This is a genomic window from Foetidibacter luteolus, from assembly GCF_009650435.1.
Classification (GTDB): domain Bacteria; phylum Bacteroidota; class Bacteroidia; order Chitinophagales; family Chitinophagaceae; genus Foetidibacter; species Foetidibacter luteolus.
Window position 1 is genome coordinate 113,346 of sequence record NZ_VVIP01000003.1, and the last position, 26,784, is coordinate 140,129.

Consider the following 26,784-nt stretch of genomic DNA (forward strand, 5'->3'; position numbering starts at 1 on the left):
CTCATGAAAAAAGTATCTGCATATACCTTCTTTTTATTTTTTATAATGGGCGTGCTATGCTCCTGTCACAAGGTAGCCGTACCAGTATCTACCGAGTTAACACCCGACGTATTTCCGAAGGATTCGGAACAGTTTGTACAAGCTGCGGGGCCAGCTTACGTGGCTTTGCGCGGCAACTATGGAGTTGAGTATTTTTTTCAGCAATCTTTCAGCACAGATGAAGGAATTATGCCTGCAAGGGGTGGTAACTGGTACGATGGCGGACAGAATAAAGAAATGCACTATCATACCTGGACGAAAGATAACGGATATGTTAATGGCAACTGGTATTGGCTGGCTGCTACTATAGGAGCCACTAACCAGGCGGTTTCCATTCTTAATAAAAACATGTCCCCGGGTAACTTCAAGCAAACCACTCTTGCAGAACTTAAAATGGTAAGGGCCCTTGCTTACTTTATGCTGATGGATAATTACGGCAACGTGCCAATTGATACCCTTTACGGGGATTTCTCTCCTAAGCCTAATGTACCCCGGGCGCAGGTATTTGATTTTATTGAAGCCGAAATAAGCGCCTGTTTGCCTTATTTAAGCAATGCGACAGGTATTACCACATATGGCCGTCCAAATTTGTATACTGCGTACGCACTGCTTGCCAAGATGTACCTTAATGCCGAGCAATACACAGGCTCGGCCCGTAACGAGGATTGCATTGCAGCCTGCGATGCCATTATACAAAGCGGTAAATACAGCCTGGAACCGAAGGATGGCTATCTTAAAATGTTTTATCCGGATAATGGCCCTCAAACAAAAGAATTCATCTTTGCCATTCCTTACGATCCGACGGCTTCCAATTCCTTCCCCTTCAGAAGTGTTAATCTGCACTCCCGCTACGATGTTCCCCGGAGTGAGCGTGCTAAATTTGCATTACCATTTACACCCAGTGGGCCTGCAAGTACTTTGCCGGAATACTATGCATTCTTCAACGATGCCAACGACGTAAGGAACGGACAGTGGCTGACAGGATTACAGTATATGAACGACGGAATTACACCTATAATGGTAACCACAACCAATCAGGGTTATGATCAGTTCTATTCCGGCGCCGATCCGTCTGGTGCCTATCAGTATCATGTAAATCTTACCCCGGATGTTGTCTTGCGGCAAGATGAAGCGCAGTTTGATGCAGGTAACGATGAAATAGCCTGGAATATGGGCTATCGAAATATCAAATTTTACCCAGACGGCACCTCACCGAACCGCAACCAGAACAATGACATCCCGGTGTTCAGGTATGCCGATATACTGCTCATGAAAGCAGAGGCCATTTTGAGGGGCGGCAGTGTAACAAACGGTCAAACTGCTTTATCCCTGGTTAACCAGGTTAGAGCGGAACGTACAACAACTGCTGCCTGGAGCACCGTAACGCTGGAAATGCTTTATGGGGAGCGAACACGGGAATTTGCATGGGAAGGCTGGCGCCGCAACGACATGATACGTTTTGGCAAATATGAAGGGCATTGGGGGTATAAAACGGATGCTGATGTAAACCACCGTATATTCCCGATACCTACCAATGCATTAACCCTCAATCCCGCACTAACTCAAAATCCAGGGTATTAATTTTTATCAACACAGACAACACAGACAACACAGGCAGAGGAATGCCTGTGTTGTCCACGTGTGGAGTAGATGCGGCCCGGACAGTGTTGCTGATCACTTATTGGACATAATTTGTATTGCACGGAGATGGCTTAATAATGTTGACCGTATTATGCCGAATAGCGGACAAGGACCTGAAGAGTGCGACGCAACTGGGTTTAATAGCAGTACCGAAAGTTTGGCTCATAAAAAACACTGCACTAAATGTTGCTCTCTATTATAAACAAATTCTGTATACTTCTAAGATACGATTTGATTTTTTGGAATACTACTCCGAACATTACGTCGGCGCATCAATCATTTGAGGGTAGCTTCTATTCGCAGAGATGCGATAGAGTGAGGCAAGAGCTCACCTTGTTAATCATGCACAATTTCAGTTCTGAGAATATATCCCAACCGCAGCGTAAAGCCTTTTATCGTCAGCAATAAAGATCTCACACATTTGTGATGCGAAAAAAAGATGGGTGCAGGAATCGCAGCATTCCTGTGGAATTTTAACTGACATTCTAATATAATCCTGCAACAGCAGGTATATCTTATAATGGATAAAAACATTTTGGAAAACGGCGGGGCATCAGACATAAAGCCTGTAAATCATGGCCGGTTATATTCTTTGGATGCCTTGCGCGGTTTCGACATGTTCTGGATAGTAAGTGGTGAAGGCATATTTCACAGCCTGGCTGACGCAGTGATGCTGGATCGTAATTTGACACGCAATCCCGAGAACTTTCGAATAGCAATCAATGGAAACCTGTCCTGGTGGGAAACGGCAGTGGTGGCATTGAGCAACCAATTGCATCATTCTCCGTGGAATGGTTTCACTTTTTATGATCTTATTTTCCCATTGTTCATATTTGTATCAGGAGTTTCCATGCCTTTTTCCATTGGAGCCCAGTTGGACAGCAGTGGCGTAAGCAAGGGCCAGGTGAAAAAAAAGATATACAACAGTCTGCTGAAACGTACCCTTATACTGTTGTTACTTGGAATGGTAGTAAATGGTTTGTTGCAGTGGAAGGGATATGAGCAAACAAGATTTGCCAGTGTACTTGGCCGTATTGCGTTATCCTGTTTTTTTGCTGCAATTATTTATATTAACACTACTTGGCGCGGACAGGTATATTGGTTGCTGGGTTTGTTATTGGGTTACTGGATTATCCTGTCGTGGTGCCCGGTACCTGGATTTGGTGCAGGCGTAATTACTCCGGACGGTAATTTTAGCGGCTATGTTGACAGGCTGTTGTTACCGGGAAAGCTGCACCGGCGAATGTATGATCCTGAAGGACTTTTGTCAACCCTGCCTGCCATCGCAACAGCCATCCTCGGTGTACTTGCAGGAAGCCTTATGCGTTGGCAATCACCGCATTATACCCCAATCAAAAAGTTTAGGATATTACTTATAACCGCATTGCTGATGTTACTGGCCGGAGTGTGCTGGGGAGTTGTATTTCCTATCAACAAACCCATGTGGACGAGCTCTTTCGTGTTGTATGCGGGAGGTTGGAGCGCCCTGCTGCTTGCCTTGTTTTATTATACCACAGATATAAAGATGTACCGCAAATGGGCATCCCCATTTGTATGGATGGGCAGGAATTCCATCCTGATATATTTGGCTGCACATGGTCTTGTGAATTTTGAATCCACCTCACAGTTTCTGTTTGGCGGCATAATAAACTTACTTCCCCAAATATGGCATGGCGCAGCATTATGGTTTGGTGTCAGTTTGATACAATTCTGGGGGCTTCATTTTTTATATAGGCGAAAGATATTCTGGAAAATATAAGCCAGTAGTGGCCAGGGTTGTTTTAAAGGGGAAAGCGGAATTGTACATCTTACATTTTTATTTTAAAAAACTTGAATAATGACTGTAACGAGGTTTTTATTAGCAATATCTATATCAGTATGCTTCAATACTTTGCAGGCTCAACTGGATGTAGCCGCTTCTGAGGCTCTGATTAAAAGAGTTTTGCCATCTCATGCTTCGCACTTTATTGTAACAAAGTTGGATTCTACAGACCAAAAAGATGTATTCGGAATTGATACTGCAGGCAATAAAATTGTATTAAAAGGCAACAATGGTGTATCTGTTGCATCGGCACTGTACTACTATCTAACAGAATACTGCCATGCCCAGATAACATGGAATGGGGTCAACATTCGCATGCCTGTAGTTTTGCCAAAGCCAGGTAATCCGGTCAGAAAAACATCGCCCTACCAATATCGCTATTACCTTAATTACTGCACGTTTAACTACAGTATGGCCTGGTGGGATTGGCAGCGCTGGGAGAAGGAGATTGACTGGATGGCGCTGCATGGCATCAACCTGCCGCTGGCTATCACAGGTGAAGAATATACGTGGTATCTGGTATATAAAGAAATGGGGCTTACGGACGAGGAACTGAAGAAATTCTTTACAGGGCCTGCCTATTTTGCCTGGTTCTGGATGGGTAACATTGATGGATGGGGTGGGCCTCTTCCACTTAGCTGGATGGAGAGTCATTATAAACTGCAGAAAAAAATTCTACAGCGCCAACGGGCCTTGGGAATGAAGCCCGTACTGCCGGCTTTTACAGGACATGTCCCTTCGGCCCTTAAGGCCAGGTTTCCCAAAGCAAAACTCAAGGCCACTAACTGGACAAACGGTTTTGCCGACACATACATTTTGGATGTAGAAGACCCTTTGTTTGCGCAGATAGGTAAGAAATTCTTACAGAAGCAAACAGAGCTCCTGGGTACAGACCATTTGTATAGTGCTGACACTTTTAATGAGAATGAACCTCCTTCAGACGATCCTGCCTACCTGTCGCAGCTAAGTGCCCGTGTGTACGATGGTATGCACGAGGCTGATACGGCGGCCGTCTGGGTAATGCAGGGGTGGCTATTTTATAGCGACAGGAAGTTTTGGAACGAGCCGCAGACCGAGGCATTGCTGAAAGCGGTGCCAGATGACAAGATGATAATTCTTGACCTTGCTACTGAAATAGAACCGGTTTGGAAGCGTACCGATGCGTTTTATGGTAAGCCCTGGATATGGAATATGATTCACAATTTCGGAGGGAATACCAACTTATTTGGACGTATGGAAACCGTTGCCAATGAGCCTGCCAAAGCATTGCACGATCCAAAAAGCGGCAAGCTGAAAGGAATCGGCCTTACCATGGAGGGCATAGAGCAAAACCCGGTGATGTATGAGTTGATGACCCAGCATATCTGGCAGGACACCGTCATCAAAATAGATGAATGGTTACCACGTTATGTTCGCAACAGGTATGGCGTGGAAAACAAAGATGCGCTTGCAGCATGGGAAACACTACGTAAGACCGCGTATGCTGTACCTGGAGAAAAATACATTAGAGATGGCGCTGAGTCGGTAATACAGGCGAGACCTACCTTTGATTCCATGACCCGCTGGGCCAAAACCAGGCTTAACTACAAAGCAACTGATCTGTTGCCGGCCTGGGATGCCCTCGTAAAAGCTGCCGATGCCTGTCACGGCAGTAGCGGCTTTCTTTACGATTTGGTGGATGTTACCAGGCAGGTGCTTGCAGATTATGCCCTGCCGGTGCAGCAGCATATAGCTGCAGCTTATTTACGTAAAGACCTTGCCGGATTTAAAAAATACTGTTCTCTCTTTACCGACCTCATCAACGACCTGGATAAGCTACTGGCCACGCAAAAAGATTTTTTGTTGGGCCCTTGGGTGGAAACGGCCAGGGCCTGGGGGAATAATGCAAAAGAAAAGGCATTGTACGAAATGAATGCCAAAGACCTGATAACTTTATGGGGGTATAGTGATTGCCCATTGCATGAATATTCCTGCCGCCAGTGGTCCGGGCTTTTGAAAGATTTTTACAAACCAAGATGGGAGCTTTTTTTTGAAGCTGCACAAAAGGCTTTGGTTAAAGGCGTGGAGCTGGATGTTGCGGCTTTTGACAGGGAAATTTCGTCATGGGAGTGGAAATGGGTAAACAGCCGTAAATCTTATCCAGTAAAACCCTCTGGTGAGCCAGGTATCACTGTGAAGCAAATCTATACCAAATACAGGAAGCTGGTCGCGGCCTGGTAATGAGGCTGACAGCGGCGAAGCGGTATGTTTCGTCGACCAATACGTTAACCGCAATGCAGTTGATATGACAGGAAGGCAAAAGGTTTTAAGGGCAGTTTACCCCTTGTGGATGGGCTTAACAAAACTTACGGGAAAAAATACGGATGCAGAAACCAACCGGCAGCATGCGGTGCCGCCTGTTTCTTTTTACAGCCTGCACAGCACCCTTAACAACGGGAAGTATTTTTCATTTGAACAGCTAAAAGGTAAAAAGGTGTTGTTGGTAAATACCGCCAGCGATTGTGGTTACACCGGCCAGTACAGCCAATTGCAGCAATTACAGGATAAGGCCGGCGAAAAACTGGTAATACTGGCTTTTCCCGCCAACGATTTTAAACAGCAGGAACAGGGGTCGGATGCGCAAATTGCCGCCTTTTGCCACCGTAATTACGGCATCAGTTTTCCGCTGATGCAAAAAACGGTGGTTGTAAAAGGCGCTGAACAAAACCCTGTGTTCACATGGCTTACCGATAAAACCCTTAATGGCTGGAACAACCGCCCGCCAGGCTGGAATTTTTCCAAATACCTGGTAAACGAAAACGGTATTTTAACCGGTTACTTTGGCCCTTCGGTTTCTCCGTTAAGCAAACAGTTGCTGCAAGCCGTTGAATAACCATTATGGCCGCCCGCCAGTTAAAAAACCGCTTCAACTGCGCAACCGCTATATTTGCACTCCAATATAACAAAGCAGCTATTTCATGACAATTTCTTATAACTGGTTGTGCGAGTATTTACCGGAGCGTATTGAGCCGGAAAGATTATCCAAAATTCTTACCTCTATTGGCCTTGAAGTGGAGAGCCTGGAGAAGTTTGAGAGCATTAAAGGCAGCCTTGCCGGCCTTGTAGTGGGTGAAGTGCTATCCTGCGAACAACACCCTAATGCGGATAAGCTTAAACTTACCAAAGTAAATACCGGCCAGCCGGAACCTCTGCAGATTGTATGCGGCGCCAGCAATGTGGCTGCCGGCCAAAAAGTGGTGGTGGCTACAGTAGGCACTACCATTTACCCGGTTAACGGCGAACCAATTACCATGAAAGTGGCCAAAATACGTGGCGAAGAAAGCTACGGCATGATTTGCGCCGAAGATGAAATAGGCCTGGGCAACAGCCATGACGGCATTATTGTATTACCCGCAGATATTAAAGCCGGTACACCCGCCGCGGAATACTTTAAAGTTTACCACGACTATGTTTACGAAATAGGCCTTACGCCCAACCGCATAGATGCCATGAGCCACCTGGGCACCGCCCGGGATGTTTGCGCCTACCTTACACACCATGTAAAAAACGATAGCAAGCCCAAAACGCCTTTCGTAAATGCATTTAAGGCAGATAACCACAACCTGCCTATACAGGTTAAAATTGAAAACGCTACGGCCTGCCAGCGCTATTCCGGTGTAAGCATTACCGGCGTTACGGTAAAAGAGTCGCCGCAGTGGTTAAAAAACCGGCTGTTGTCAATAGGCCAGCGCCCCATTAACAACATTGTTGATATTACCAATTTTGTGCTGCACGAAACCGGCCAGCCGCTGCATGCTTTTGATGCTGATGCCATTACCGGCAACACCGTTGTGGTAAAAAACCTGCCTGCCGATACCATTTTTACAACACTGGACGGTAAAGAACGCAAACTTTTTGCCGAAGACCTTATGATTTGCAATGCATCAGAAGGCATGTGCATAGCGGGTGTATTTGGTGGCATTGGCAGCGGCGTTAAAGAAACCACCCGCAACATTTTTTTAGAGAGCGCTTGGTTTAACCCGGTGGATATACGGCGCACATCCCTGAAGCATGGCTTAAGAACAGATGCCGCGGCCCGGTTTGAAAAAGGGGTGGATATATCCAACACCGTTACCGTGCTTAAGCGTGCCGCATTGCTGATAAAGGAAATTGCCGGTGGCGAAATTGCCAGCGACGTGGTGGATGTGTACCCCAGCCCCAAAGAAAAAACGCATGTGCCGCTGAAGCACCATTACCTTAAAAAGTTAAGCGGTAAAAACTATCACCCGGATACGGTTAAAAAAATTCTGCTGGCATTGGGTTTTGAGTGGATTAAAGAAGGCATGGACGAAATATGGGTGGCTGCGCCTTACAGCAAGCCCGACATTAAATTGCCCGCTGATATTGTGGAAGAAATTGTGCGTATTGACGGCCTTGATAATATTACCATTCCTTCCAGCATTACCATTTCCCCGGCGGTGGAAGAGTTAGGTTTTAAGGAAAGCCTGCGGGAGAAAATTGCCAACTGGCTGGTGGGCCGCGGGTTTCACGAAATAATGACCAACTCCATCACCAACAGCAAATACTTTTCTGAAGAAACCCTGGCTACGGCTGTTAAAATGCTCAACAACCTTAGCGCAGACCTTGACATACTACGCCCCTCCATGCTGCAAACCGGCCTGGAAACCATTGCATACAACATTAACCGCAAGAACAGCAACCTGTTGTTGTTTGAGTTTGGTAAAACCTACAGCATAAAAAAAGCAGGCGCCTACAGCGAGGAAGAACGTTTGTGCCTGTACATAACCGGTACGCAGGAAGGCGGCTGGCGTGAAAAAGCGAAGGGCTACGATTTCTACAGCGCCAAAGGGCTGGTGCAGGCGGTACTAAGTTGGTGCGGACTGCCCGCCGTTCAGTTTGACGCGGTTGAAAATGCCGCTGGCCTTAGCATTAAAGCCGCCAAGCAAATGCTGGGTTCGGTAACCGAAGTGCCCGGCAATGTGCTTTCCATATTCGACATAAGGCAGCCCGTGTATTTTGTGGACATGGATTTTGTGCAGCTTTTAAAACTGGTGGAAAAGCAAAAAATACGCTACCAGGAAGTGCCTAAGTTCCCGGCCGTGCAACGCGACCTGGCGCTGGTGGTTGACCGCGCCGTAAACTACGACAGCATTGAAAAAACGGTGGAGAAGCTACGCTTGCAAAAACTGCAGCAGGTGCGCCTGTTCGATGTGTTTGAAAGCGATAAACTGGGCGCCGGCAAAAAATCCGTGGCGGTTAGCTTTACCTTTCTCGACGAAGAAAAAACGCTTACCGATAAAGAAATAGACGCGTTTACCGGCAAGCTCATCAAAGCCTTTGAAGAAGAGCTGGGCGCCGAAATAAGAAAGTAACATCCTGCCCTGCGCCATTGGCGCAGGCAGTTACGTTTTATAATACCAGCGATATATCCCTGTGGCATCGTCCCTTGCGTCGCAATCCGTTCATCGGCTGGTATTTCATGGCATCTTTTCAGACCCGGGTAGGAAAACATCAAGTCAGAGACTTGATGCATACACCTGCGAAGTCCGGAGACTTCGCAGAGCAGCGCTGTAGTGTCTGCCACCGAAAGGTGCCAGACACGTTACCCAGCAAGAGGTTTGTTGATATCAGCCGAGCAGGCCACTAATTATATGCGCAAACCACGATGTTACATGCTGTGCCTTATTTTAGTACTGTTTCAAGTTCAACTTTTTCTACATTTTTATCATCCCGGATAAAATCCCTAAACCCGGCTGAATGTTGTCCGCCAACGATAACCAGTATTCTTTCGCCTGTTTTTTCTATTTGTTTTTGGATTAAGGAATACATATAAAGATTTCGTCTGAATCTTTCAGAAACAAAATAGGCGCCCGAAAAATCTTCACTACTTCCCGCTTTGTTGAATAAGCTTATGTAGCCACTATTTAGTTTGTCCTCAAGATCTTTGCTGTTAAAAAAGAGAAGCAATTCTTTTAAAGAGTTTTCTTGCTGAAATTTTGTGATAATTGTTTGAGCATACTCGCCAAACTCTTTTTGAATGTCATTCATTAAGTCATTTTGATTTGCTTTTTGAATAGCAGCTATCACAGTGTCATTGGGTTCGTTTATTATGTGATCAAAAGCATAAAGCTTCTTGTGCCCTAAATTCCTTGCAAGCCTGAATCCAAGTTGTTGAACCTCGCTGTCAAAATACATCGTTTCGTTTTTTCCGTATTTCTGTTTTATGAGTTCAAAAGATGTGTCCCTCAAAAATAAACTATACAGCTCGTTCAATTCAGTCTGTTTGCTGTTTTCCCATTCAACAAAAATTTTGGTTGGTTTGTAAGCTTCAATTTGCTTTATAAGTTCATTGAGCTCTGTTTGCTTGTCTTTGCTGTTGATGTCAAAATCAACACCAAATTGCGATTTCACCAGGTGGAAATGAAATGTCCCCAAGGTCAAAATTTTGTTTTTTTCTTGTCCGAATGTAAATGTTGATAACAGCAGAAGTGAAACTAATGTCCTGAATTTCATTTTCATAGTTAAATTATTTCAAAATACGGTTTGTTTAGTGTAGTAAACGTTCAGCCCGAAATCTAAACCGGCCGAAGATACATAAGCTGAAAACATATCTTGTTGCATATCCGTGTTCGGTCAGCAGGATATGTAGCTGGTAATAACAGATGAGGATTTATTCGTCGCCCTGCAGATGCAGAACTGTTGTTAGCAAAAGACTTCGCAGAGCAGCGCTGGGTGGCTCATTATTGCCAATACTATCTATTTGGTAGGCATCTATATCATGTCTCTTTAGTTATATCAAATAATCTCTTAAACGAACAGATATTTTTCAGATACTCTTTATCTTCTTCTGTTAGGTCGTTTGTTCCAAGACCAAAGTCTTCCCAAGCTTTGTCTTCTTTTCGTTTGAGTGCAAATTCAACTGCTTCAATTTTAGGTCGCTTGGTAAGTCCTAACATCGTTAAGTCCATAAATTGACCTTGCTTGATTTCTCCTTTTGTGATTTGTCCAAGTAAGAAAAAATGTCCGCCAGTTAATTGAAAACAACTTTCAAGCTTAAACTGTGCAACAGTCAAGTTATGCCAACTATGTCCGCAGTGTCGGCATTGTCTTGCAAACGGGGTTCTTGTAAGTTTGTTGCACTTTGGGCAATTGTTCAGAAAAACCTTTTCCGGTAATTCTTTCATTATTCGCCTGGCTACACTCAATTCAAATTCTTCGAAACCGTTTTTGAGAAATTCTTTTACTTCAGGTTCCTCACTGATCAAACCTTTGTCAGCCATTAATCTTCTAATTTTAGGGCTATCCTCAGTTTTATAAGAGTACATGTGATGCTTCAATGCCAACTTCTCACTGTCAGTCATTAAATTGCTGAAATAGTTTCTTATGTAACTTGCTGTCTCTTTGTCCACAGTATGTCTATTAAAATTTCAATCAACGATTTACAGCTTTGCGTCCGGCTAGGCATGGGCAAATGTTCACCCCATGATAAGCCGGCTGAAGGTACAAAAGCTGAAAACTTATCTTGTTGCATATCCTTGTTCGGTCAGCAGGAGATGTAGCTGGTAATAACAGATGAGGATTTATTTGTCGCCCTGCTGATGCAGAATTGTTCTTGCATTGATTTCCGTGCCTCCGTGGCTATGCTCCTGCAAAGTTTCTGGCGCCGAAGGCGGCAGAAACAAAGTCTACACGGTAGGAAAAGCCGCGCAGCGAATCCAACCGCACAAGAGTGCGACGCAAGTAAAGCTTCATTCATGGTTCTCCTGCCGGGCTCATAAGAAAACTTTACCATACAAGAGCCAAGCCCCCTTCAGGGGATGGGGGTAATGGCGGGATTTAATACCTGCTCTATGGCTGTTGCTTTCAGCAGGCATTCTTCGTATTCTTTTTCAGCGTTGCTGTAAAAGGTAATGCCGCCACCTACCTGGTAGCTGAGGTATTGCCGGGCGGCATTGTACATAATGCTGCGGATAATGACGTTAAAATCAAAATCGCCGCCGGGGGCCAGGTAGCCTACCGCGCCGGAGAAAATGCCCCGCCGGGAACGCTCATACTGCTCTATTAACTGCATTACGCTGCGTTTGGGGGCGCCGGTCATAGAGCCCATGGGAAAGCTGGCCCTGACGATATCCGTAAAAGAAATGCCGGCTTGCAGCCTGCCGCTGATGGTGGAGATCATCTGGTGCACCTGCGGAAAACTGTAAATGCCAAAAAGCTCGTCTACCTGTACAGTGCCTTCCTCGCAAACGCGGCTGAGATCGTTACGAACCAGGTCAACCACCATTACGTTTTCGCTGCGGTCTTTTTCGCTTTGGTATAAGGCGTTTTTCAGTTCGGCATCATGGCCGCTGTCGGCGGTATCCCGCCTGAAAGTGCCTTTGATGGGCTGTGAGATAATGCGGCTGCCCGTTTTTTTCAGGTAGCGTTCGGGGCTGGCGCAAAGCAGGTATTTATCCTCCAGCCGGTAATAAGAAGCAAATGGGTTGGGCGAAATAGCCATTAGTTTTTGCCAGGTTTGCAAGGGGTTAAGTACCGCGTTTTCGGCAAAAAATTCCTGGCAAAAATTTAGCTCGTAGCAATCGCCACGCAAAATATGCTGCTGTATTTTTTGTATGCTGTTAATGTATTCTTCTTTCGAAATACGCGGCTGTATGCTAACAGGCCGGGTTGCCGCTGTTGGCGGCGGCTGTGTAGCAGGTAGCTTTAATATGTTGCGGATTACCGCATCCGGCTGTTCTGTGGCAGAAAAAACAGATACTTCATTTTGCTGCACCTGCACAACAATTTCGGGCTGAAAAAAATAAACCAGGGGAAAATGCAGGTGATCGGTATGGGTGGAGGCGATGTCCTCTGTTTCACTCTTAAGGTCGTAGCTTAAGTGGCCAAAAAGCCAGTCGTTTACATTACGGCAGTAAGCATCCAGCTTAAGCAGGGCATTGCTGTTGGCGTTTATGTAAGTAAGTGCGCCCACACCTAGCAGGCATTCAATGGTGGAATGTGCCTGGCGGTAGTTTTGGTTATCAAGAAAACAGCAAATGCTAAACCGGTTGGCCCAGTTTAGCATTTGCTGTTTAAAAGCCTGTATATCCTTAACAGAATAAGTGGCAGAAACGCGTTGTAGTTGCACGTAAGCGGTTAAAAATCGTCTTCTTCGTCGTCGTCAAAGCGGGATGAATCGTTAAACATGTCAAACTCTTTAAAGTCTTCGTCAAGTTTAAAGTCATCATCATCATCGCCGCCTTTTTTGCCGGCGCCGCCTGTGGCTGCTTTTTTACCCTTTGATTTGGGAATGTCAAATTCATCAAAGTCAGGATCCCACTCTTCCTCTTCTTCGGGTTTTTCCCAGTCATCCACTACATCTTCGCCGTCTTCATCGTCGTCGTCATCATCATCGCCTTTTGCTTTCTTGGCGGCTGCTTTAGGAGACTTTTTTGAGGAAGCTTTCAAATCAAGTTCCTCATCATCTTCTAAATCATCATCATCATCTTCCAGTTCTTTTTTAGACTTGGGAGATGGTTTTGGATCATTTTCTGGTTGTGTCGCTTTGCGACCGGTTGATTTTGGTACTTTATTCGATTTTGGTGCCATAGTCCGGGTGAATTATCTGCGTAAAATTTCAACGAGTTTTTCAAAAAGCAAAAAAAATTTTTTCTCCACAAAATCAGTGCCCCAATGCCTTTTTAGAGCTTTACAATCTGGTCTCTGCCTGGGCCGTTGGAAACGTACTTTACAGGCGCCCCGATGTATTCGTTAATAAACTGGATATAGCTTGACATATTGGCCGGCAAATTCGCTGCATCCCTGATGGCGGTTGTATCTGTATGCCATCCCGCAAATGTTTTGTACTGCGGTTCCAGCTTAACCCTTGTAATCTGGAAGGGCACTTCCACACTTTCTTTGCCATTAACGTGGTACGTGGTGCAAACATCCAGGTTTTCAAAGCTGTCCAGCACATCGGCTTTGGTCATTACCACCTGGGTAACGCCATTGATCATGCAGGTGTATTTAAGGGCAACCAGGTCAATCCAGCCACAGCGGCGCGGCCTGCCGGTAGTAGCGCCGAATTCATTGCCAATTTTGCGCAATTCTTCGCCGGTGGCATTCTCCAGCTCTGTGGGAAAAGGCCCGCCGCCCACACGGGTACAGTATGCTTTGGTAACGCCAAGCACCTGCTTTATTTTTTGAGGCGCCACGCCTAAACCGGTACATACCCCTGCTGAAATAGTGTTGGAAGAAGTAACAAAGGGAAAAGTACCAAAGTCCACATCCAGCATGCTGCCCTGGGCGCCTTCTGCCAGTATTTTCTTGCCTTCGCTCATTTTATTGTTAATGAAGTATTCGCCGTTTACAATGTTTAATGTGCGCAGGAACTCTATGGCTTCAAAAAACTCTTCTTCCCAGGCGGAAATGTCTTCATTAAAGTTATACGTATCCAGCAGGCGCTGGTGTTTAAGGCGCAGCTTAATGTATTGCGTTACAAAAGTTTTGTCCAGCAGGTCGCCTGCACGCAGGGCGTTACGGCCGGTTTTATCCATGTAGGCCGGCCCAATGCCTTTAAGGGTAGAGCCTATTTTGCTTTCGCCTTTGGAAAGCTCAGAAGCTTTATCCAGTGCACGGTGTGTGGGAACAATGATATTGGTACGCTCAGAAATAAACAGGTTTTTGCGAACGTCTATGCCAAAAGCGGCCACGGTATCGCATTCCCTTTTCAGGGTTACAGGGTCAAGCACCACGCCGTTGCCAATAAGGTTAACGGTGTTTTGGTGAAAAATGCCCGAAGGTATCTGGTGCAGCACTACTTTTTTCCCATCCACGTACAGCGTGTGGCCAGCATTGGGCCCGCCCTGGAAACGTGCGATAATATCATAGTCAGGAGCAAAGTAATCTACAATCTTCCCCTTACCCTCATCGCCCCACTGTAAACCAAGAATTACATCAACCATTGAAGTATTTATTAGGTGAGCCGCAAAAATAGCTTGCAGATTTGGTTTGGCGGAAATGAATTTTGAAACCGCCTTAACGGCGTTTTTGGAAGCATTTTCAGGATACCGGCAGTTGTTTGCCATGGCATCGTTCCTTGCGTCGCAATCCTTTCATCTGCATATCATTGGGCGGCTTTTAAGCCCGGGTAAGCATTGTTTCTGCCACCTGCGGTGGCAGAAACCGGTGGCTATTTTTACTTTGTTTTCTTAAACTTTTGTATGGTATTGTTCAAAATATCACCCACGTAAATATTCCCGTTGTCATCAATCGCTACATCATGGTACCAGCCAGCATTGCCCTGGTATGCGCCGCTTCTGCCGAACCTTGTTTGCACTTTGCCGGTTGTGTCAAAAACAAATACGTCAGAACCACGATGTTTTACTTTAAAGAAAGTAAAATCATCAACAGCGAACAGTTTAGCGTTTGTTTTACCGAATGCCACAGCGCACATAGCGCCAAAAGAATTATCGGAAAATTGGTTGAGGAACCTGCCGTTGGCATCAAATTGCTGTATCCGGTTATTTTCCCTGTCTGCCACATACACTTTGCCGGTATTATCCAGGCAAATGCCATGTGGTATGTTAAACTCCCCTGCCTTGTTTCCTCCCCTGCCCCATTCAAACAGGTATTTTCCCGTGGGCGAAAACTTTATGATCCTGCTGTTACCGTAGCCATCGCTAACATAAAATGAACCATCTGAAGCTATAGCTATATCTGTAGGCTTGTTAAAATGTAAACTGTCATTGCCTGCTACCCTGGCTTCGCCAAGTTTCATCAGCAGTTTTCCGTTGTGGCTAAACTTAAATACCTGGTGAAGGCCCACATCCGTAATCCAGATATTGTTTTCATTGTCAACCGTAAGGCCGTGGGGCATAATAAATAATTTTTCGCCCCAACTGTCATCAACCCTGCCGCTGCTGTTATTGATGATTAAGACAGTTTTGCTATTAATTGGGGCTGCAGGCATATTGCCAAATAAAGACCATTCCCTGCCTGCCCGGTGAAGCAATACTATGTTTTGATGGGTGTCTGTGCCGATACCTGTTGGATTGCCCAACTTTAAACCCGCCGGTAATTGTGGCCAGTCTTTCACCCATTCATACCGGGTTGCGGCGTCCAGCCCTGTACCCTTTTTCAGTGGCTGCAGAAAATATAACGCTGTCATCAATGCAGCTAAAGCTATAATGAGATAAAGGGTTTTCTTAAGCATGGTTAAAGAGAAAATTTTACTGCCGCATAGTGCACGGCATCCTTTTACATAAGTCTTTTCAATACTGCCGGGTTCTTAAAATTCAGCAGGAATATATGTACCGGTTCGGTCCGCTCGGCCGTGCCGTTGTTGTTAGCATCCTGCCTAGTGTATATGAACATCATGTCGTTTTTGTAATCATAAGAAGAACGAACGGCTGAATATCCTTCAGGCAGTAATGAAATCCTGGTGCGGTTAAGTGCATCAATAAAAAAGAAACGCCTTAAATCTTTGTTGCTGATCAGCGAATCATTGTTGGTATCTGCATTGTAAACAGAAACCAAAAAGAAATCCCGGCTCACCTCCTTTTTATCCAGCGAATCCTTCTTAACGCCGGGAAAGTAAAGCGTTTTGATAAGTACCGGCTTTTCAAAAAAGTAAGAAAGGCTGTCTTTGTCAACCTGGTAATGGCCGATGTTTAAAAGATTGTAACCTGGTATAATATCTATTCCTGGCATAAAGTATTTGTAATTGCCTTCCTGGTTGTCGTTTTCTCCATTATCATAATAGCTTGTTCCTTCGTCGTATGCCAGGTTATTGTCTTGCCTGCTTCCAGTTTTGTAAACAGAAAACAGCCGGATATTGTTCATTCCGGTTAAAATAACCGTGTTGGGCGCAGTGTTAATTTGAGTAAAGCTTTTTGAAGTGGCCAATCCCTTTGAACTGTCTGCCTGGCCAGGTGCCTCAATTTCCGATATCGGTATGGACTCTTCTTTAACAGGTTTCTTTGGGGCGCATGAAAACAGCAATAGCAGGCAGGTGTAAAACGGAATGTAAGATGATTTCATTTTGAAGGGTAGTTTTTTTGAATAAAGTTCTGGTGGCATATACGGGTACAGTAGCTTAATTATTTTGTTGCTGAAGATAATATTTTGCAAATCAATAAATAGGGCTTTTAGTCGGATGATTATCTTTTTTAACAATGAATACTTTCCGTAAAATCTGTTTGGATAGTGTTATAGATAATTAAGATGGGTTATTATTTATGCCACCATTCTACAAGTCCAAAATCTGTTAATAAGCTGCATATATTTCCATTAGCGTCATAGCCAACATAAGTTCCGTAATGCCCATCTCCATAACCGGTTGAGAAACATGCAAAATTGTGCCCATCGAATTTGTAGATGATATATTGCCAGGTATCACGATATTGATTGTCCATTTCTTCTGTAAAAACTTTTTGCCATAAGCCCTCGTCTTTATTTGCAAGTTCGTTAAAAGCTGAATTCGCTTTTTCGTCTATAAAGAGCCCAATTCCGGCATCTACGCCATATCCATAAAGCGTTTCACCGTCAATTGGCACCTGGTCCTGGCCATGAAGCAAAGCAAATTCCCATTTGATAACAGAGTTATTTGAAAATTGGATTCTGCTGAAAGCAACCCTTTCATCATTTTTAAATTTAGCAATAGCTAATTGAACGGGGAATTGACCGATCGGGAATGTTTGAGTAAATGGCTTGCTGTCATGCATTCCTATAGGATCGCATGCAATTATTTTTCCGCTTTCAATATTAATTTTTCCAATATCCACGGCATAAAATTGTAGGTTCAAGGTATCCACCCTGGTTTGTGCCCCTTTAAAGAAAGCTGATTCAAATATTTCCGGTTTAGCAGTTGTTGTGTAAGGGTTAATCTGTAATGTATCAAGGCTTTCAGCAGAAGCAGTGTAGCCCTGATTTGTTGCCGTGTTTTTGTTGCCAGAAGAGCCGCTACAAGAGATAAGGAATAGCGCAATCAGTAAACCTATCATAAGCTTTATAGTGAGGCAATCTTTATATGTAATTAATGTCCCTTGTTTATTCATTATCTGTGCATAATTGAACTACGGTAGGCTAAAGTAAAAATTTATTTGAAAAAACAGGGGCGAATAAAAATGTACCAGAATTGGAGCGATTAGCGTAAAATCTTCTCGGTTATTAAAATGACTTTTGTGAATGGGGGTAGATTTTTTAATGTTTCTTTTTCTGATTCGCTTAAGCCATTAAATCCAAGGGCTATCAGTTCCAAGGCATTATTGCCTTCTTTGTGCAATGCAAATTCAATCGCTTCAATTTTAAGGGTTCTGTCAATTCCAATATTTGAAAAGTCTGCCACCATCCCTGTTTTGATGACGCCAGAAACAATGTCTCCCACCACAAAAAACGCTCTACCTGAAATTTGAAACCCATATTTTATTTTAAAAGTCGCTGTTTTAGTATTCGCCATTTTATTAAAAACTGATTAGTTTGTCTTTTGGGATAATAATTAGCTGAACTTTTTGTCCGGAATAGTTTGAGAGTTTTAGTGACACTTCATCCGCAATAAGTTTTGCTTTTTCAAATTTTATTTCCTCGTTAAAAATCATTTGAATTCCAGGTGCTTCCCAAGAATAAGAAAATTCATCCATGCCAACTTTGTAATAAAGCCAATTTTTTTTAATTGTCTTTGTCCAAGGAAAAGAGTCTGGTGTCATAATTCTATCGAAGTCTTCGTTTTTAATTTCAATATCTGCGGGACTTATTAAGAATTCAAAATCTCTGCCTTTTAGCTTACTAGTATCACCAAAGTTTTCATTTGAAAGGAGTTGAGTCATTTCTGTATTTTATGAGTTTAAGACATCTGATTATGGATTTAAAGCTACATACGTTTTCTGTATACCATCTCAAGATCTTATACTGTATTTATACATACTTCTAATTTGTTTAGACTTGGCTAATTGTGTTGTAGATGACCGTTGGATTGTTTAATAATATCCTCTACGCCTAACCACCAGATGGCTACACCTTCGGGTGAGGGATTGAAGCGGTTACCCCGGTGAAGCTATCGCAGCCGGGCTTTTGTGCCGGAGTAATAGCGGAAAGCCCGGCCCCTTGCGATAGCTTGGGGACACCCCCTAAAACAAAAAGCGCCGCAAAGGCGCCTTTTATTTTGTTTGGCAGGTTGCTAACTAACCACCGGCCATTTAAATGTTGATTTCAGCGCAATGCGTTTGCCGCTGGCCTGCGATTCACGGGCGGCTTCAATAATTTCCAGCACGTGCAAGGCATGCTCTGCATTAATTAACGGCTCTTTGCCGGTAGCCAGCGCCTCGCAGATAACGGATGCGCCCTGCTGCCATACATAAGTGCCGGGGTCTTCTACATAACGTACCGGCTTTTCGGTAAAAGATACCGCCAGGTCAACGCCAAAAGGCGCCCAGTCGTACCCCACCAGGGCCATATTGCCCTTGGTGCCCCAAATGGCAATGGTGGGCCTGTCCTGCCCTTTGCCCTCATGGCCGTAGGGGTCAAAATAGTTAAAGCCGCACTGCACATGCGATAGTATGCCGTTGCCGTGGTCCATTACCACCATGGCATTGTCTTCACCTTCTACTTTTATGGTGCCTTTATCATCTACGGTGCGGGTATCGGTAACAATGCTCGTCATGGCAATTACATTTTTTACCGGGCCCAGCAGGCCGCTTAAAGTAGCCAGGTTATACACGCCAAGGTCTGGCAGGCTGCCGCCGCCTTTCTCGTAAAAGAAGGCAGACCATGTAGGGCCAAGATGGCCATAATGTGCATGGGCTGCTGCAACCTTGCCCAGCTTACCGCTGTTGATGGCCTGGGCCATAAATGCAAACTGGGGGCTGTTTACCACGGCCGGTGCGCCCCAGATGCGCAAACCTTTGGAGATTGCCAGGTCAAGCAGTTCGCGGCCCTCTTTATAGGTGTTGGCCATGGGTTTTTCGCTCCACACATGTTTGCCGGTCATTAAAGCCTGCTTGTTAAGGCGGCCATGTTCCTGCATGTTGGTAAGATTTACCATCAGGTCAAAAGGTGCGCCGGCCAGCAGTTGGTCAATATGTGGGTAATGGTTGGGAACGTTAAACTCACTGGCCCTTTTTTGCGCCCGGTCGGGCTTAATATCGCAGGTGCTCACAAGTTCTACATACTCGGCCTTGCTAAGGTGCGGCAGGTACACGCCACTAACGCTTCCACAACCTATAACGGCTACTTTTATTTTTTTGCCGGCAGCCGGTGCGGCGGCATTGCTGAATAAAGGGGCTAATAAAACGCCGGCAGCCGCAGCGCTTGTTTGCGTTAAAAATGTTTTACGGGTAATGGCATTCTTGTCTGACATAGCAATCGCAGTTTTTTAATGAAATAAAATAGGAAAGTAAGTTATAGAAATTATACAAGTAACGGTTGGCGGGTAAATTATTTATTCATTTAACACGTGAGGCTCATGAATGATTAGCATATTTTGAAGAAACAATGTTTGCAGTGTTTTTATTGTGTTTTTAACCATGTAAGGGCATGTAAGCGATGCGGAGATGCGGCTCGTTTGCTTGCAGCATGTATAAAAAAAGCCGCTGGAACACAGCGGCTTTTAATGAATGTTATTTTTTAGCGCAGGCTATAGCTTTTTGATTACAATGTTCTTGTACCAAACATCGTTGCCATGGTCTTGCAGGGCTATGTGGCCCTCTTTAAAAGTGCCCCAGCCCGGCATGGTTTTAAACTTACTGCCGGCAATCATTTTGGTCCAGTTGTCATCCCAAAGGGTAGTGGTTACCACTTTGGTTCCGTTAAGGTAAAGTTCCAGCGAGCCGTTATTAGATATTATTTCCGCCTGGTTCCATTCACCGGGGCCTTTGGCTGTTTCCGGGTTAGCGGCAACCAGGTCGTACAGGTTACCGGCCCGGTGGTTGGGAATTTTGCCATCTGGGTGGCCGTCATTATCCAGCACCTGCATTTCAAGGCCTGAGTTGTAAGTGTTCTTGAATTTTGCAGTGTCTTCCTGTACGTAAAAAATAACGCCGCTGTTACCGTCTTTGGAAATCTTCCAATCGTATTTCAAATGAAAGTTGCCGTAAACGCCATCGGTAATTATATCGCCACCACCGGTTTCGTAGGCCTTTTTGTCGGTAGCGTTTAAGAAAAGAGTGCCGCTGTCAACTTTCCAGGCAGCGCCGGTACCGGTTTTGCCGTATGTGTGCCAGCCTGCAAGGCTTTGGCCGTCGAACAAAGATATCCAGCCGGTATCTTGTGGTGTGGTGGCTGCCGTAGTGGTGCTGTCTGTATCAGCAGCTTTTTGCTCTCCAGACTGGCAAGCCAGCAGGCTTAGCGATATGCCTGCCGACAAAAGCAATAATTTCATCAGGATTATTTTATTTGGTTTTCAAAAGCAGCACGTATTTGGCCATTTGCTCGGCATCAGCCTGGGACAGGGTAGCATGCGGCGTCATAGGCACTGTACCCCAAACGCCGGAACCGCCAGCTATAATTTTTTTAGAAAGGTATGCTACAGCGGTATCCTGGCCGGCATATTTATCAGCTACTTCTGAGTAGGCGGGCCCTATTTTTTTGGCCAATGGCTCATGGCAGGTAAGGCAGTCAGATTTACCAATCAGTTCCAGGCCCTTCACATAGTCAGGGTTAGTGGTAACATCTCCGGCATCTGCCGCAGGTTTTGCTTCTTCTTTTGTGGGTTCGGTATCTTCCCCGGTTTTCTTTTCCTCAGTGCCTCCACAAGCCGCAAATACGGCGGCACAGCAACATGCAATAAAATACTTTTTCAAAGCGGTCATATTTTAGGTGAAAAATTAATGGCCTAAAGTTATATATCAATAATTAATATCCTACTATTCGTTTAAATATATTCTTGTGCTAACAACAGTTGTTACTGCTATATGTAAAGTAAGTTGTTTAACTGCGGCAAAGTGCTTAAAGACATAAGATTAATACTAAGGGCGCCTGCCGAAGGCACCGGGCTTTCCGCTATTACTCCGCCACATGGGCCCCGCTGCGATGGCTTCAGCGGGGTAACCGCTTCAATCCCTGGCGCGGGGGTGACACAGCGTAATAACCGGCTATCTGCCTTACCGGTAAAGTTGCTACACAAATTCAACGGCAGACAAATCTGCCGGCGCTGTTTCCATTTGCCTTGCCTCAGCTTCAAAGCGGTTGTTGTAATACCCTTTTTTTATGCTTTCCAGCAGGTACAGGCCGGCAAACCGTAAACGCCCGTACCTTTTAAACTGTTCAATATGGGCCAGTTCATGTTTTATCCACGCCTCATCTTCCAAAAAGCATTGGCGGCAAACACCCCACAGGTAAATGGTCCCACCCAGCACCAGCGCTACACGTTTGCTGTGCAGCCACCGGGCAGCTATGCGGGCCTGCCAGGCTTTTTCTACAATGCGGATTTTTACAGGCTTGCCCATACTTTACTTTGTGCCAGCAAACGCTTTCAATATTTCTTCCGCATGGGCCTTATTCTTCGGCTTCAGAAATACCTTCCTGATAATGCCTTTTTCATCAATTGCAAAAGTGGTGCGCAGCACGCCCATGTACTTGTGCCCAAACATCTGCTTCTCATCCCATACGCCATACTGGTTTAATATTTTGTGCTTTTCATCGGCAATAAGCTTAAACGGCAGGCTGAATTTTTGTTCAAACTTTTTGTGGCTGCTGCCTGTATCCGGGCTAACGCCTATTACTTCAATGCCATGTTGTTTAAGCAGCGCATGGTTATCCCGCAGGTTGCAGGCTTGTATGGTGCAGGTAGGGGTATCATCTTCCGGGTAAAAATACAGCGCTACTTTTTTACCCTTAAAATCAGCGAGCGAAACCTTGTTGCCATCCTGGTCAACACCTTTAAATGCAGGTGCTTTATCTCCTGGTTGTAATGTTACCATGGGTTATCTTGTTAGGTTCAATGTTTGGTTGTTCAATGTTTTATGTTTACGCTAACCTTTCACTTTTTTGTAAAAGTAAACTGTTGCATTGCTGTATTGCCCGCCATATCGGTAACCATTACTTTTAGTACGTGGCTCCCGGGGCTGCAATGGCTGTCAAATTCGTAGGTAAAATCATCGTTCTTTTTGGCAAACATCAGCCATTGGCCATCCAGTTCCGCCCTAAAGTAGGCCACTTCATCCAACTCATCTGTACAGCGCAGGCGCAAAGTTTTTTGTGCGCCAAAGATGGTATTGTTTTGCCAGCCTACCGGCTTAATAACCGGCGGCAAAGTATCAATCAATAGCTGAAAGCTACCCAGCCGGTTAAACCTGGCCATCATCCAATCGCCGTTCCATTCACCTTTGGTTGCTTCCTTATGCTTGCCGGTGGTTTTAAACATTACCACTTTATTGCGCAAAGGGCTGCCTGCAGGCAAAGTGGTTTTTAGCTGTATCAAAAAACTGTCGTTTACGGGTACAAACTGGTTGTGCAGTTGCACAAGGGCAGATGCCTTGCCCGGCCCTGCAGCCTGCTGCTCACCAGACACAAAGGGTACCACATCATAAAAAGCGGCCTCATCAAAAACAGCTTTTACAGATGGGCCTTCTAACCTGTTTTCTTTACCCGGAGAAAAAGCAATGCTGTTGGAGGTAAAAAAATAGTCTTTTTGCAAAGCAACGTCAAACTGTATTACCGATTGCAGCACGCTGGTATTGCCGGCCACATCTTTTACAACAATTTTTAGCTTATGTGGTTCTGTATCAGCCAGCATCAGTATGCCTTTTTTATCTTTCTCAAAAACCGGCAGCCTGTTGCCCGGCAATACACTTAAATGCTGTATGGCGGCTTTGCTTTTCATGTAAGTGCTGTAATCAACACAGGCATTTACATAGCGGCTGTCATCATAAGAAAAATTATCAAGTTCAAAGCTGTTTACCAGCGCATCATCCAGGTAAACTTGGGCGCCGTATATGCCAAACAGAAACGGAGAGTTGCTGCTTTTATCCTCTGCCCTAAGCCCCAGGCTTACCAAAGGCGAACTAACTTTTATTACAGCCTGAGCAGTAACGTAGCCGCCCGGTTTTTTAACAATGTTTATCCTCTTCGGGTCAACCTGGTAAGTACTGTACCGCCTGTCGTACCAGTATAAGCCCTGTATAACGGGCGGTATATTATCGGGAACACCAAAGCCAAACAGCAGTGGGTTAAGGCAGTTGGCGGTTTCCGTATCGCGTATTTCAAAATGCAGGTGCGGGCCTGCAGAACCGCCGGTATTGCCGCTAAGGGCTATAAACTGGCCTTTGGTTACAGGAAAGTCAGCAGGTTCCAGGCAAAAATCCTGCTCCCAGCTTTTGGCGGCGTATTGCTGTTTTTCCAGGAAATCCTGCAACGGTTTGTAAAAGCTGTTAAGGTGGGCGTACACGGTGGTATAACCATTGGGGTGGGTAATGTAAATGGCCTTGCCATAACCCCATTTCTCAATTTTTATGCGGCTGATATATCCTTCCGCGGCCGCATGTACGGGCAGGTTTTCCCGGCCCTGGGTACGAATGTCAAGCCCCATGTGAAAGTGGTTGGGCCGTACTTCGCCAAAATTAGCGGCAAGCTGCAAAGGCACGGTAAGCGGGTTGCGAAAATAATTCTGCGGGTATTGTGCGTGCAGGGAGACACTCCAGTACAACGAACAAAGCACTAAACAAGTAGCAATTCCTGTAAAAAAGGTTCTCTTATCCGCCATTGATGATTTTTATTTGGCTGTAATCTGTTTTATGGACAATTATGCGAAGAAAAGAATATCACGCAAAGGCACAAAGCCCGCAAAGGATTCTTTGTGTACGAAGCCTTGTTTCTGCCACCGCAGGTGCCAGAAACAAGGCTTATACGGTTAGAATGCAAACATAGCCGGGGCTGAAAAGATGCCATGAAAATATGGAGATGAAAGGATTGCGACGCAACGATGATGCCACGAGGAACCGCTGCCGGTATTTAAAAACTACGAAGCGCAAATGCTTTATAGCCCCGGGTATTTACTCAAATGTTCAAATTGAAAATTGCCTTTGGCCTTAAGCTTGTCAATCAGCTCTTTCAGTTCGCTTTCTTCCCACCCGTTACGGAACATTTCATCGTGCGACAACAACACCAGGTGGCCGGGTTTTACCGTTTTCTTTTCGGCCAGGTGCTTTGTAATAAGCTCTACCATGTCGTCAACAGTTTGTATAGGCGTGCCGGTTTTGGGGTCATGCTCCCACTCTACATCCCACCCAAAAAGTTTAAAGCCAAGCTGGTAAAGTTTGTCGGCGCTTTTGGTACCGCTGCTTACATCGTTCTTTACCAGGCCCGTGAGCCGCCACTGGTTGCGGCCGGGCTGGCGGGCAAACTTGTTTGGTATGTTCAGCAGGCGCTGGCATTTAAGAAAATCGGCCACTACACTGTCTGGGCTGTTGTAGAAAAACTGGTAGCGGTCATGCGCATGGGAATAGCTGTGGTTGCCTATTTCAATAAACGGGTTTTTGGTGTAAAGGTCATAGTATCCCTTCATTCTTTTGCTGCTAAGCGCATGCTGGCCCACCACAAAAACGTTGATCTTTATTTTTTCCTGTTTTACAGCATCATCAATGTCTTCGCTGCCTTCCAGCGGGCCATCGTCAAATGTAAGGTAGATGTACTGTACGGGGTTTTCTGCTGCAACAGAATCTTTATTGTTGCCTGCTGCGCCGGCATGGTTTAAAAAGATAAGGCTGCATACAAAGCAGCAGGTTATTATGCAAATATTTTTCATAATGGTGGTGTGTAATTAAAAGTAGGCTGTAGTGTGTTTAATACTACACGCAAGATAGTAGTTTACAACCAGCGGAACAGCCGCTGGTAACCGGTAATCATCCGCTTGCCATTTTAACTTCAACCTCGGCAACAATTCTCTACTTTTGCCCATTGAAAACAAACAGTATAACCAATAAACTTTTGATATGCCAGGGTTTGAATTTTTTGGAGAAGAAGAAAGAAAAGAAGTGAACGATGTGATGGAAACCGGTATTTTAATGCGTTATGGTTTTGACGGGCCCCGCAAGGGTACCTGGAAAGCCATAGAACTGGAGCAGGCCATTTGCGAACGCTTCGGCAGCAAATATGCGCAGCTAACCAGCAGCGGCACCACAGCGCTTACCACGGCTATGGCCGTACTGGGTATTGGGGCCGGCGATGAAGTAATTATGCCCTGCTTTACGTTTGTGGCCAGCTTTGAAGCTGTGCTTAGCGTTGGGGCCGTGCCTGTGCTGGTGGATGTAGATGACACCCTTACTTTAAACCCTTTGGCAGTACGCGGCGCTGTTACACCTAAAACAAAATGCATTATGCCGGTGCACATGTGCGGCAGCATGGCCAACCTTGGCGAGCTGCAGGCAATATGCAAAGAACATAACCTGCTGCTGCTGGAAGATGCCTGCCAGAGCATTGGCGCTACTTACCAGGGTAAAGCGCTGGGCACTATTGGCGATGCAGGCACTTTTTCTTTTGATTTTGTAAAAACCATTACCTGTGGCGAAGGCGGCGTTGTGATGACCAACAGCGAAGACGTTTATAAAAAATGCGACCATTATACTGACCATGGCCACGACCATGCCGGCGTTGACCGTGGTGCAGACCTGCACCCGTTTCTGGGCTATAACTTCCGCATTAGTGAACTGCATGCCGCGGTTGGTTTGGCCCAGATAAGGAAGCTGGATACATTTTTGACCATACAGAAAAAGAACAATAAAGCGCTGCGTGTTTATCTTGAGCAAATACCGGAAATAACTTTCAGGGCTGTGCCTGATGAGGCTGGCGATAGCTGCACTTTTCTTAGCTGGTTTTTGCCTACCGAAGAATTAACCAGGGCCGTGATTGCGGAGTTAAAAGCGCAAGGTATACTCGCCGGTAACTTTTACTGGTACGATAATAACTGGCACTACATACGCAAGTGGGACCACCTGAAAAATGCCACATCTCTTAATAACCTCAACGATGCGCAAAAGCAGGCCTTATTACAACTGCAAACGCAGGATTTTAGCAAGAGCGACCATTGGCTGGGCCGATGTATTTCCACCGCCATAGGTTTAACCTGGACAGATGAACAGTTAAAAGAAAAAGGGGAAAAGCTGCAGGCTGTTGTAAAGAAGGTGTTGAGCGAGAAACTGGTGGAGGCGTAAATTTTACAGGAATAATTATTTTTTATGGATAGCGGCTGTAAAGGCCGCTATTTTATTTTGGGGCTTTCGGCTTTGGAAACTTGAGCCAGCAGCAGTTCCGGCTTTTCGCTTCAAGTCCTCACCACCTTCGCTAAAGCTCCGGTGGTTGCGGGCTTTCCACTT

At 45.3% G+C, this 26,784-nt stretch carries 23 protein-coding genes; 6 read left to right on the plus strand and 17 right to left on the minus strand.

Features of this window, described 5'->3' with window-relative positions; genetic code table 11:
• Window positions 1-3 precede the first annotated feature (3 nt).
• From F0364_RS00615 to pheT, 5 genes are all read left to right on the plus strand, one after another.
• Window positions 4-1,620, plus strand: coding sequence for a RagB/SusD family nutrient uptake outer membrane protein (locus F0364_RS00615; RefSeq protein ID WP_153795801.1), 1,617 nt, complete (start codon window positions 4-6; stop codon window positions 1,618-1,620).
• Window positions 1,621-2,200: 580 nt separating this feature from the next.
• Window positions 2,201-3,439 (plus strand): acyltransferase family protein, encoded by a 1,239-nt coding sequence (locus F0364_RS00620; protein ID WP_153795802.1) that lies wholly within the window; start codon window positions 2,201-2,203, stop codon window positions 3,437-3,439.
• Between the two features lie 78 nt (window positions 3,440-3,517).
• Window positions 3,518-5,722 carry an alpha-N-acetylglucosaminidase gene (locus F0364_RS00625; protein ID WP_153795803.1) on the plus strand — a complete coding sequence of 735 codons (2,205 nt, stop codon included), beginning with the start codon at window positions 3,518-3,520 and terminating at the stop codon, window positions 5,720-5,722.
• A gap of 64 nt (window positions 5,723-5,786) precedes the next feature.
• Window positions 5,787-6,374 carry a glutathione peroxidase gene (locus F0364_RS00630; protein WP_153795804.1) on the plus strand — a complete coding sequence of 196 codons (588 nt, stop codon included), beginning with the start codon at window positions 5,787-5,789 and terminating at the stop codon, window positions 6,372-6,374.
• Between the two features lie 85 nt (window positions 6,375-6,459).
• Window positions 6,460-8,874, plus strand: coding sequence for a phenylalanine--tRNA ligase subunit beta (gene pheT, locus F0364_RS00635; RefSeq protein WP_153795805.1), 2,415 nt, complete (start codon window positions 6,460-6,462; stop codon window positions 8,872-8,874).
• A 310-nt stretch (window positions 8,875-9,184) separates the two neighbouring features.
• On the opposite strand, the gene F0364_RS00640 is transcribed toward pheT, so the two are convergent.
• From F0364_RS00640 to F0364_RS00720, 17 genes are all read right to left on the minus strand, one after another.
• On the minus strand, window positions 9,185-10,021 hold the full coding sequence (locus F0364_RS00640; RefSeq protein WP_153795806.1) for a DUF5694 domain-containing protein: 837 nt from the start codon (window positions 10,019-10,021) through the stop codon (window positions 9,185-9,187).
• 257 nt (window positions 10,022-10,278) lie between these two features.
• Window positions 10,279-10,911 (minus strand): hypothetical protein, encoded by a 633-nt coding sequence (locus F0364_RS28800; RefSeq protein WP_207632446.1) that lies wholly within the window; start codon window positions 10,909-10,911, stop codon window positions 10,279-10,281.
• A gap of 401 nt (window positions 10,912-11,312) precedes the next feature.
• Window positions 11,313-12,629, minus strand: coding sequence for an anthranilate synthase component I family protein (locus F0364_RS00650; RefSeq protein ID WP_235920975.1), 1,317 nt, complete (start codon window positions 12,627-12,629; stop codon window positions 11,313-11,315).
• An 8-nt stretch (window positions 12,630-12,637) separates the two neighbouring features.
• Window positions 12,638-13,090 carry a hypothetical protein gene (locus F0364_RS00655; RefSeq protein ID WP_153795807.1) on the minus strand — a complete coding sequence of 151 codons (453 nt, stop codon included), beginning with the start codon at window positions 13,088-13,090 and terminating at the stop codon, window positions 12,638-12,640.
• A gap of 92 nt (window positions 13,091-13,182) precedes the next feature.
• A complete protein-coding gene (locus F0364_RS00660) occupies window positions 13,183-14,445 on the minus strand; it encodes an adenylosuccinate synthase (protein ID WP_153795808.1) in 1,263 nt (420 codons plus the stop codon).
• Between the two features lie 233 nt (window positions 14,446-14,678).
• Entirely contained in the window at window positions 14,679-15,695 is a 1,017-nt protein-coding gene (locus tag F0364_RS00665; protein WP_153795809.1) for a peptidyl-alpha-hydroxyglycine alpha-amidating lyase family protein, read from the minus strand.
• 44 nt (window positions 15,696-15,739) lie between these two features.
• On the minus strand, window positions 15,740-16,522 hold the full coding sequence (locus F0364_RS00670; protein ID WP_153795810.1) for a hypothetical protein: 783 nt from the start codon (window positions 16,520-16,522) through the stop codon (window positions 15,740-15,742).
• A 191-nt stretch (window positions 16,523-16,713) separates the two neighbouring features.
• A complete protein-coding gene (locus F0364_RS00675; protein WP_153795811.1) occupies window positions 16,714-17,538 on the minus strand; it encodes a DUF4241 domain-containing protein in 825 nt (274 codons plus the stop codon).
• An 89-nt stretch (window positions 17,539-17,627) separates the two neighbouring features.
• Window positions 17,628-17,939: a hypothetical protein gene (locus tag F0364_RS00680; protein WP_153795812.1), complete on the minus strand. Its 312-nt coding sequence runs from the start codon at window positions 17,937-17,939 to the stop codon at window positions 17,628-17,630.
• Window positions 17,940-17,943: 4 nt separating this feature from the next.
• Window positions 17,944-18,306, minus strand: coding sequence for a hypothetical protein (locus F0364_RS00685; protein WP_153795813.1), 363 nt, complete (start codon window positions 18,304-18,306; stop codon window positions 17,944-17,946).
• Between the two features lie 350 nt (window positions 18,307-18,656).
• A complete protein-coding gene (locus F0364_RS00690; RefSeq protein WP_153795814.1) occupies window positions 18,657-19,835 on the minus strand; it encodes a Gfo/Idh/MocA family protein in 1,179 nt (392 codons plus the stop codon).
• 276 nt (window positions 19,836-20,111) lie between these two features.
• Complete coding sequence (locus F0364_RS00695; RefSeq protein WP_153795815.1) at window positions 20,112-20,855, minus strand: 3-keto-disaccharide hydrolase; 744 nt, start codon at window positions 20,853-20,855, stop codon at window positions 20,112-20,114.
• A gap of 10 nt (window positions 20,856-20,865) precedes the next feature.
• The gene (locus F0364_RS00700; protein ID WP_235920976.1) at window positions 20,866-21,276 is read right to left on the minus strand and encodes a c-type cytochrome; all 411 of its coding nucleotides are present in this window, start codon (window positions 21,274-21,276) and stop codon (window positions 20,866-20,868) included.
• A 315-nt stretch (window positions 21,277-21,591) separates the two neighbouring features.
• Window positions 21,592-21,921 carry a DUF4157 domain-containing protein gene (locus F0364_RS00705; protein ID WP_153795817.1) on the minus strand — a complete coding sequence of 110 codons (330 nt, stop codon included), beginning with the start codon at window positions 21,919-21,921 and terminating at the stop codon, window positions 21,592-21,594.
• A gap of 3 nt (window positions 21,922-21,924) precedes the next feature.
• A complete protein-coding gene (bcp, locus tag F0364_RS00710) occupies window positions 21,925-22,395 on the minus strand; it encodes a thioredoxin-dependent thiol peroxidase (protein WP_153795818.1) in 471 nt (156 codons plus the stop codon).
• A 59-nt stretch (window positions 22,396-22,454) separates the two neighbouring features.
• Entirely contained in the window at window positions 22,455-24,176 is a 1,722-nt protein-coding gene (locus F0364_RS00715; RefSeq protein ID WP_153795819.1) for a M23 family metallopeptidase, read from the minus strand.
• Window positions 24,177-24,449: 273 nt separating this feature from the next.
• Complete coding sequence (locus F0364_RS00720; protein WP_153795820.1) at window positions 24,450-25,217, minus strand: polysaccharide deacetylase family protein; 768 nt, start codon at window positions 25,215-25,217, stop codon at window positions 24,450-24,452.
• Between the two features lie 187 nt (window positions 25,218-25,404).
• Between F0364_RS00720 and F0364_RS00725 the strand changes: the two genes are divergently transcribed.
• A complete protein-coding gene (locus tag F0364_RS00725; RefSeq protein ID WP_153795821.1) occupies window positions 25,405-26,622 on the plus strand; it encodes a DegT/DnrJ/EryC1/StrS family aminotransferase in 1,218 nt (405 codons plus the stop codon).
• The last annotated feature ends 162 nt before the right edge of the window (window positions 26,623-26,784 follow it).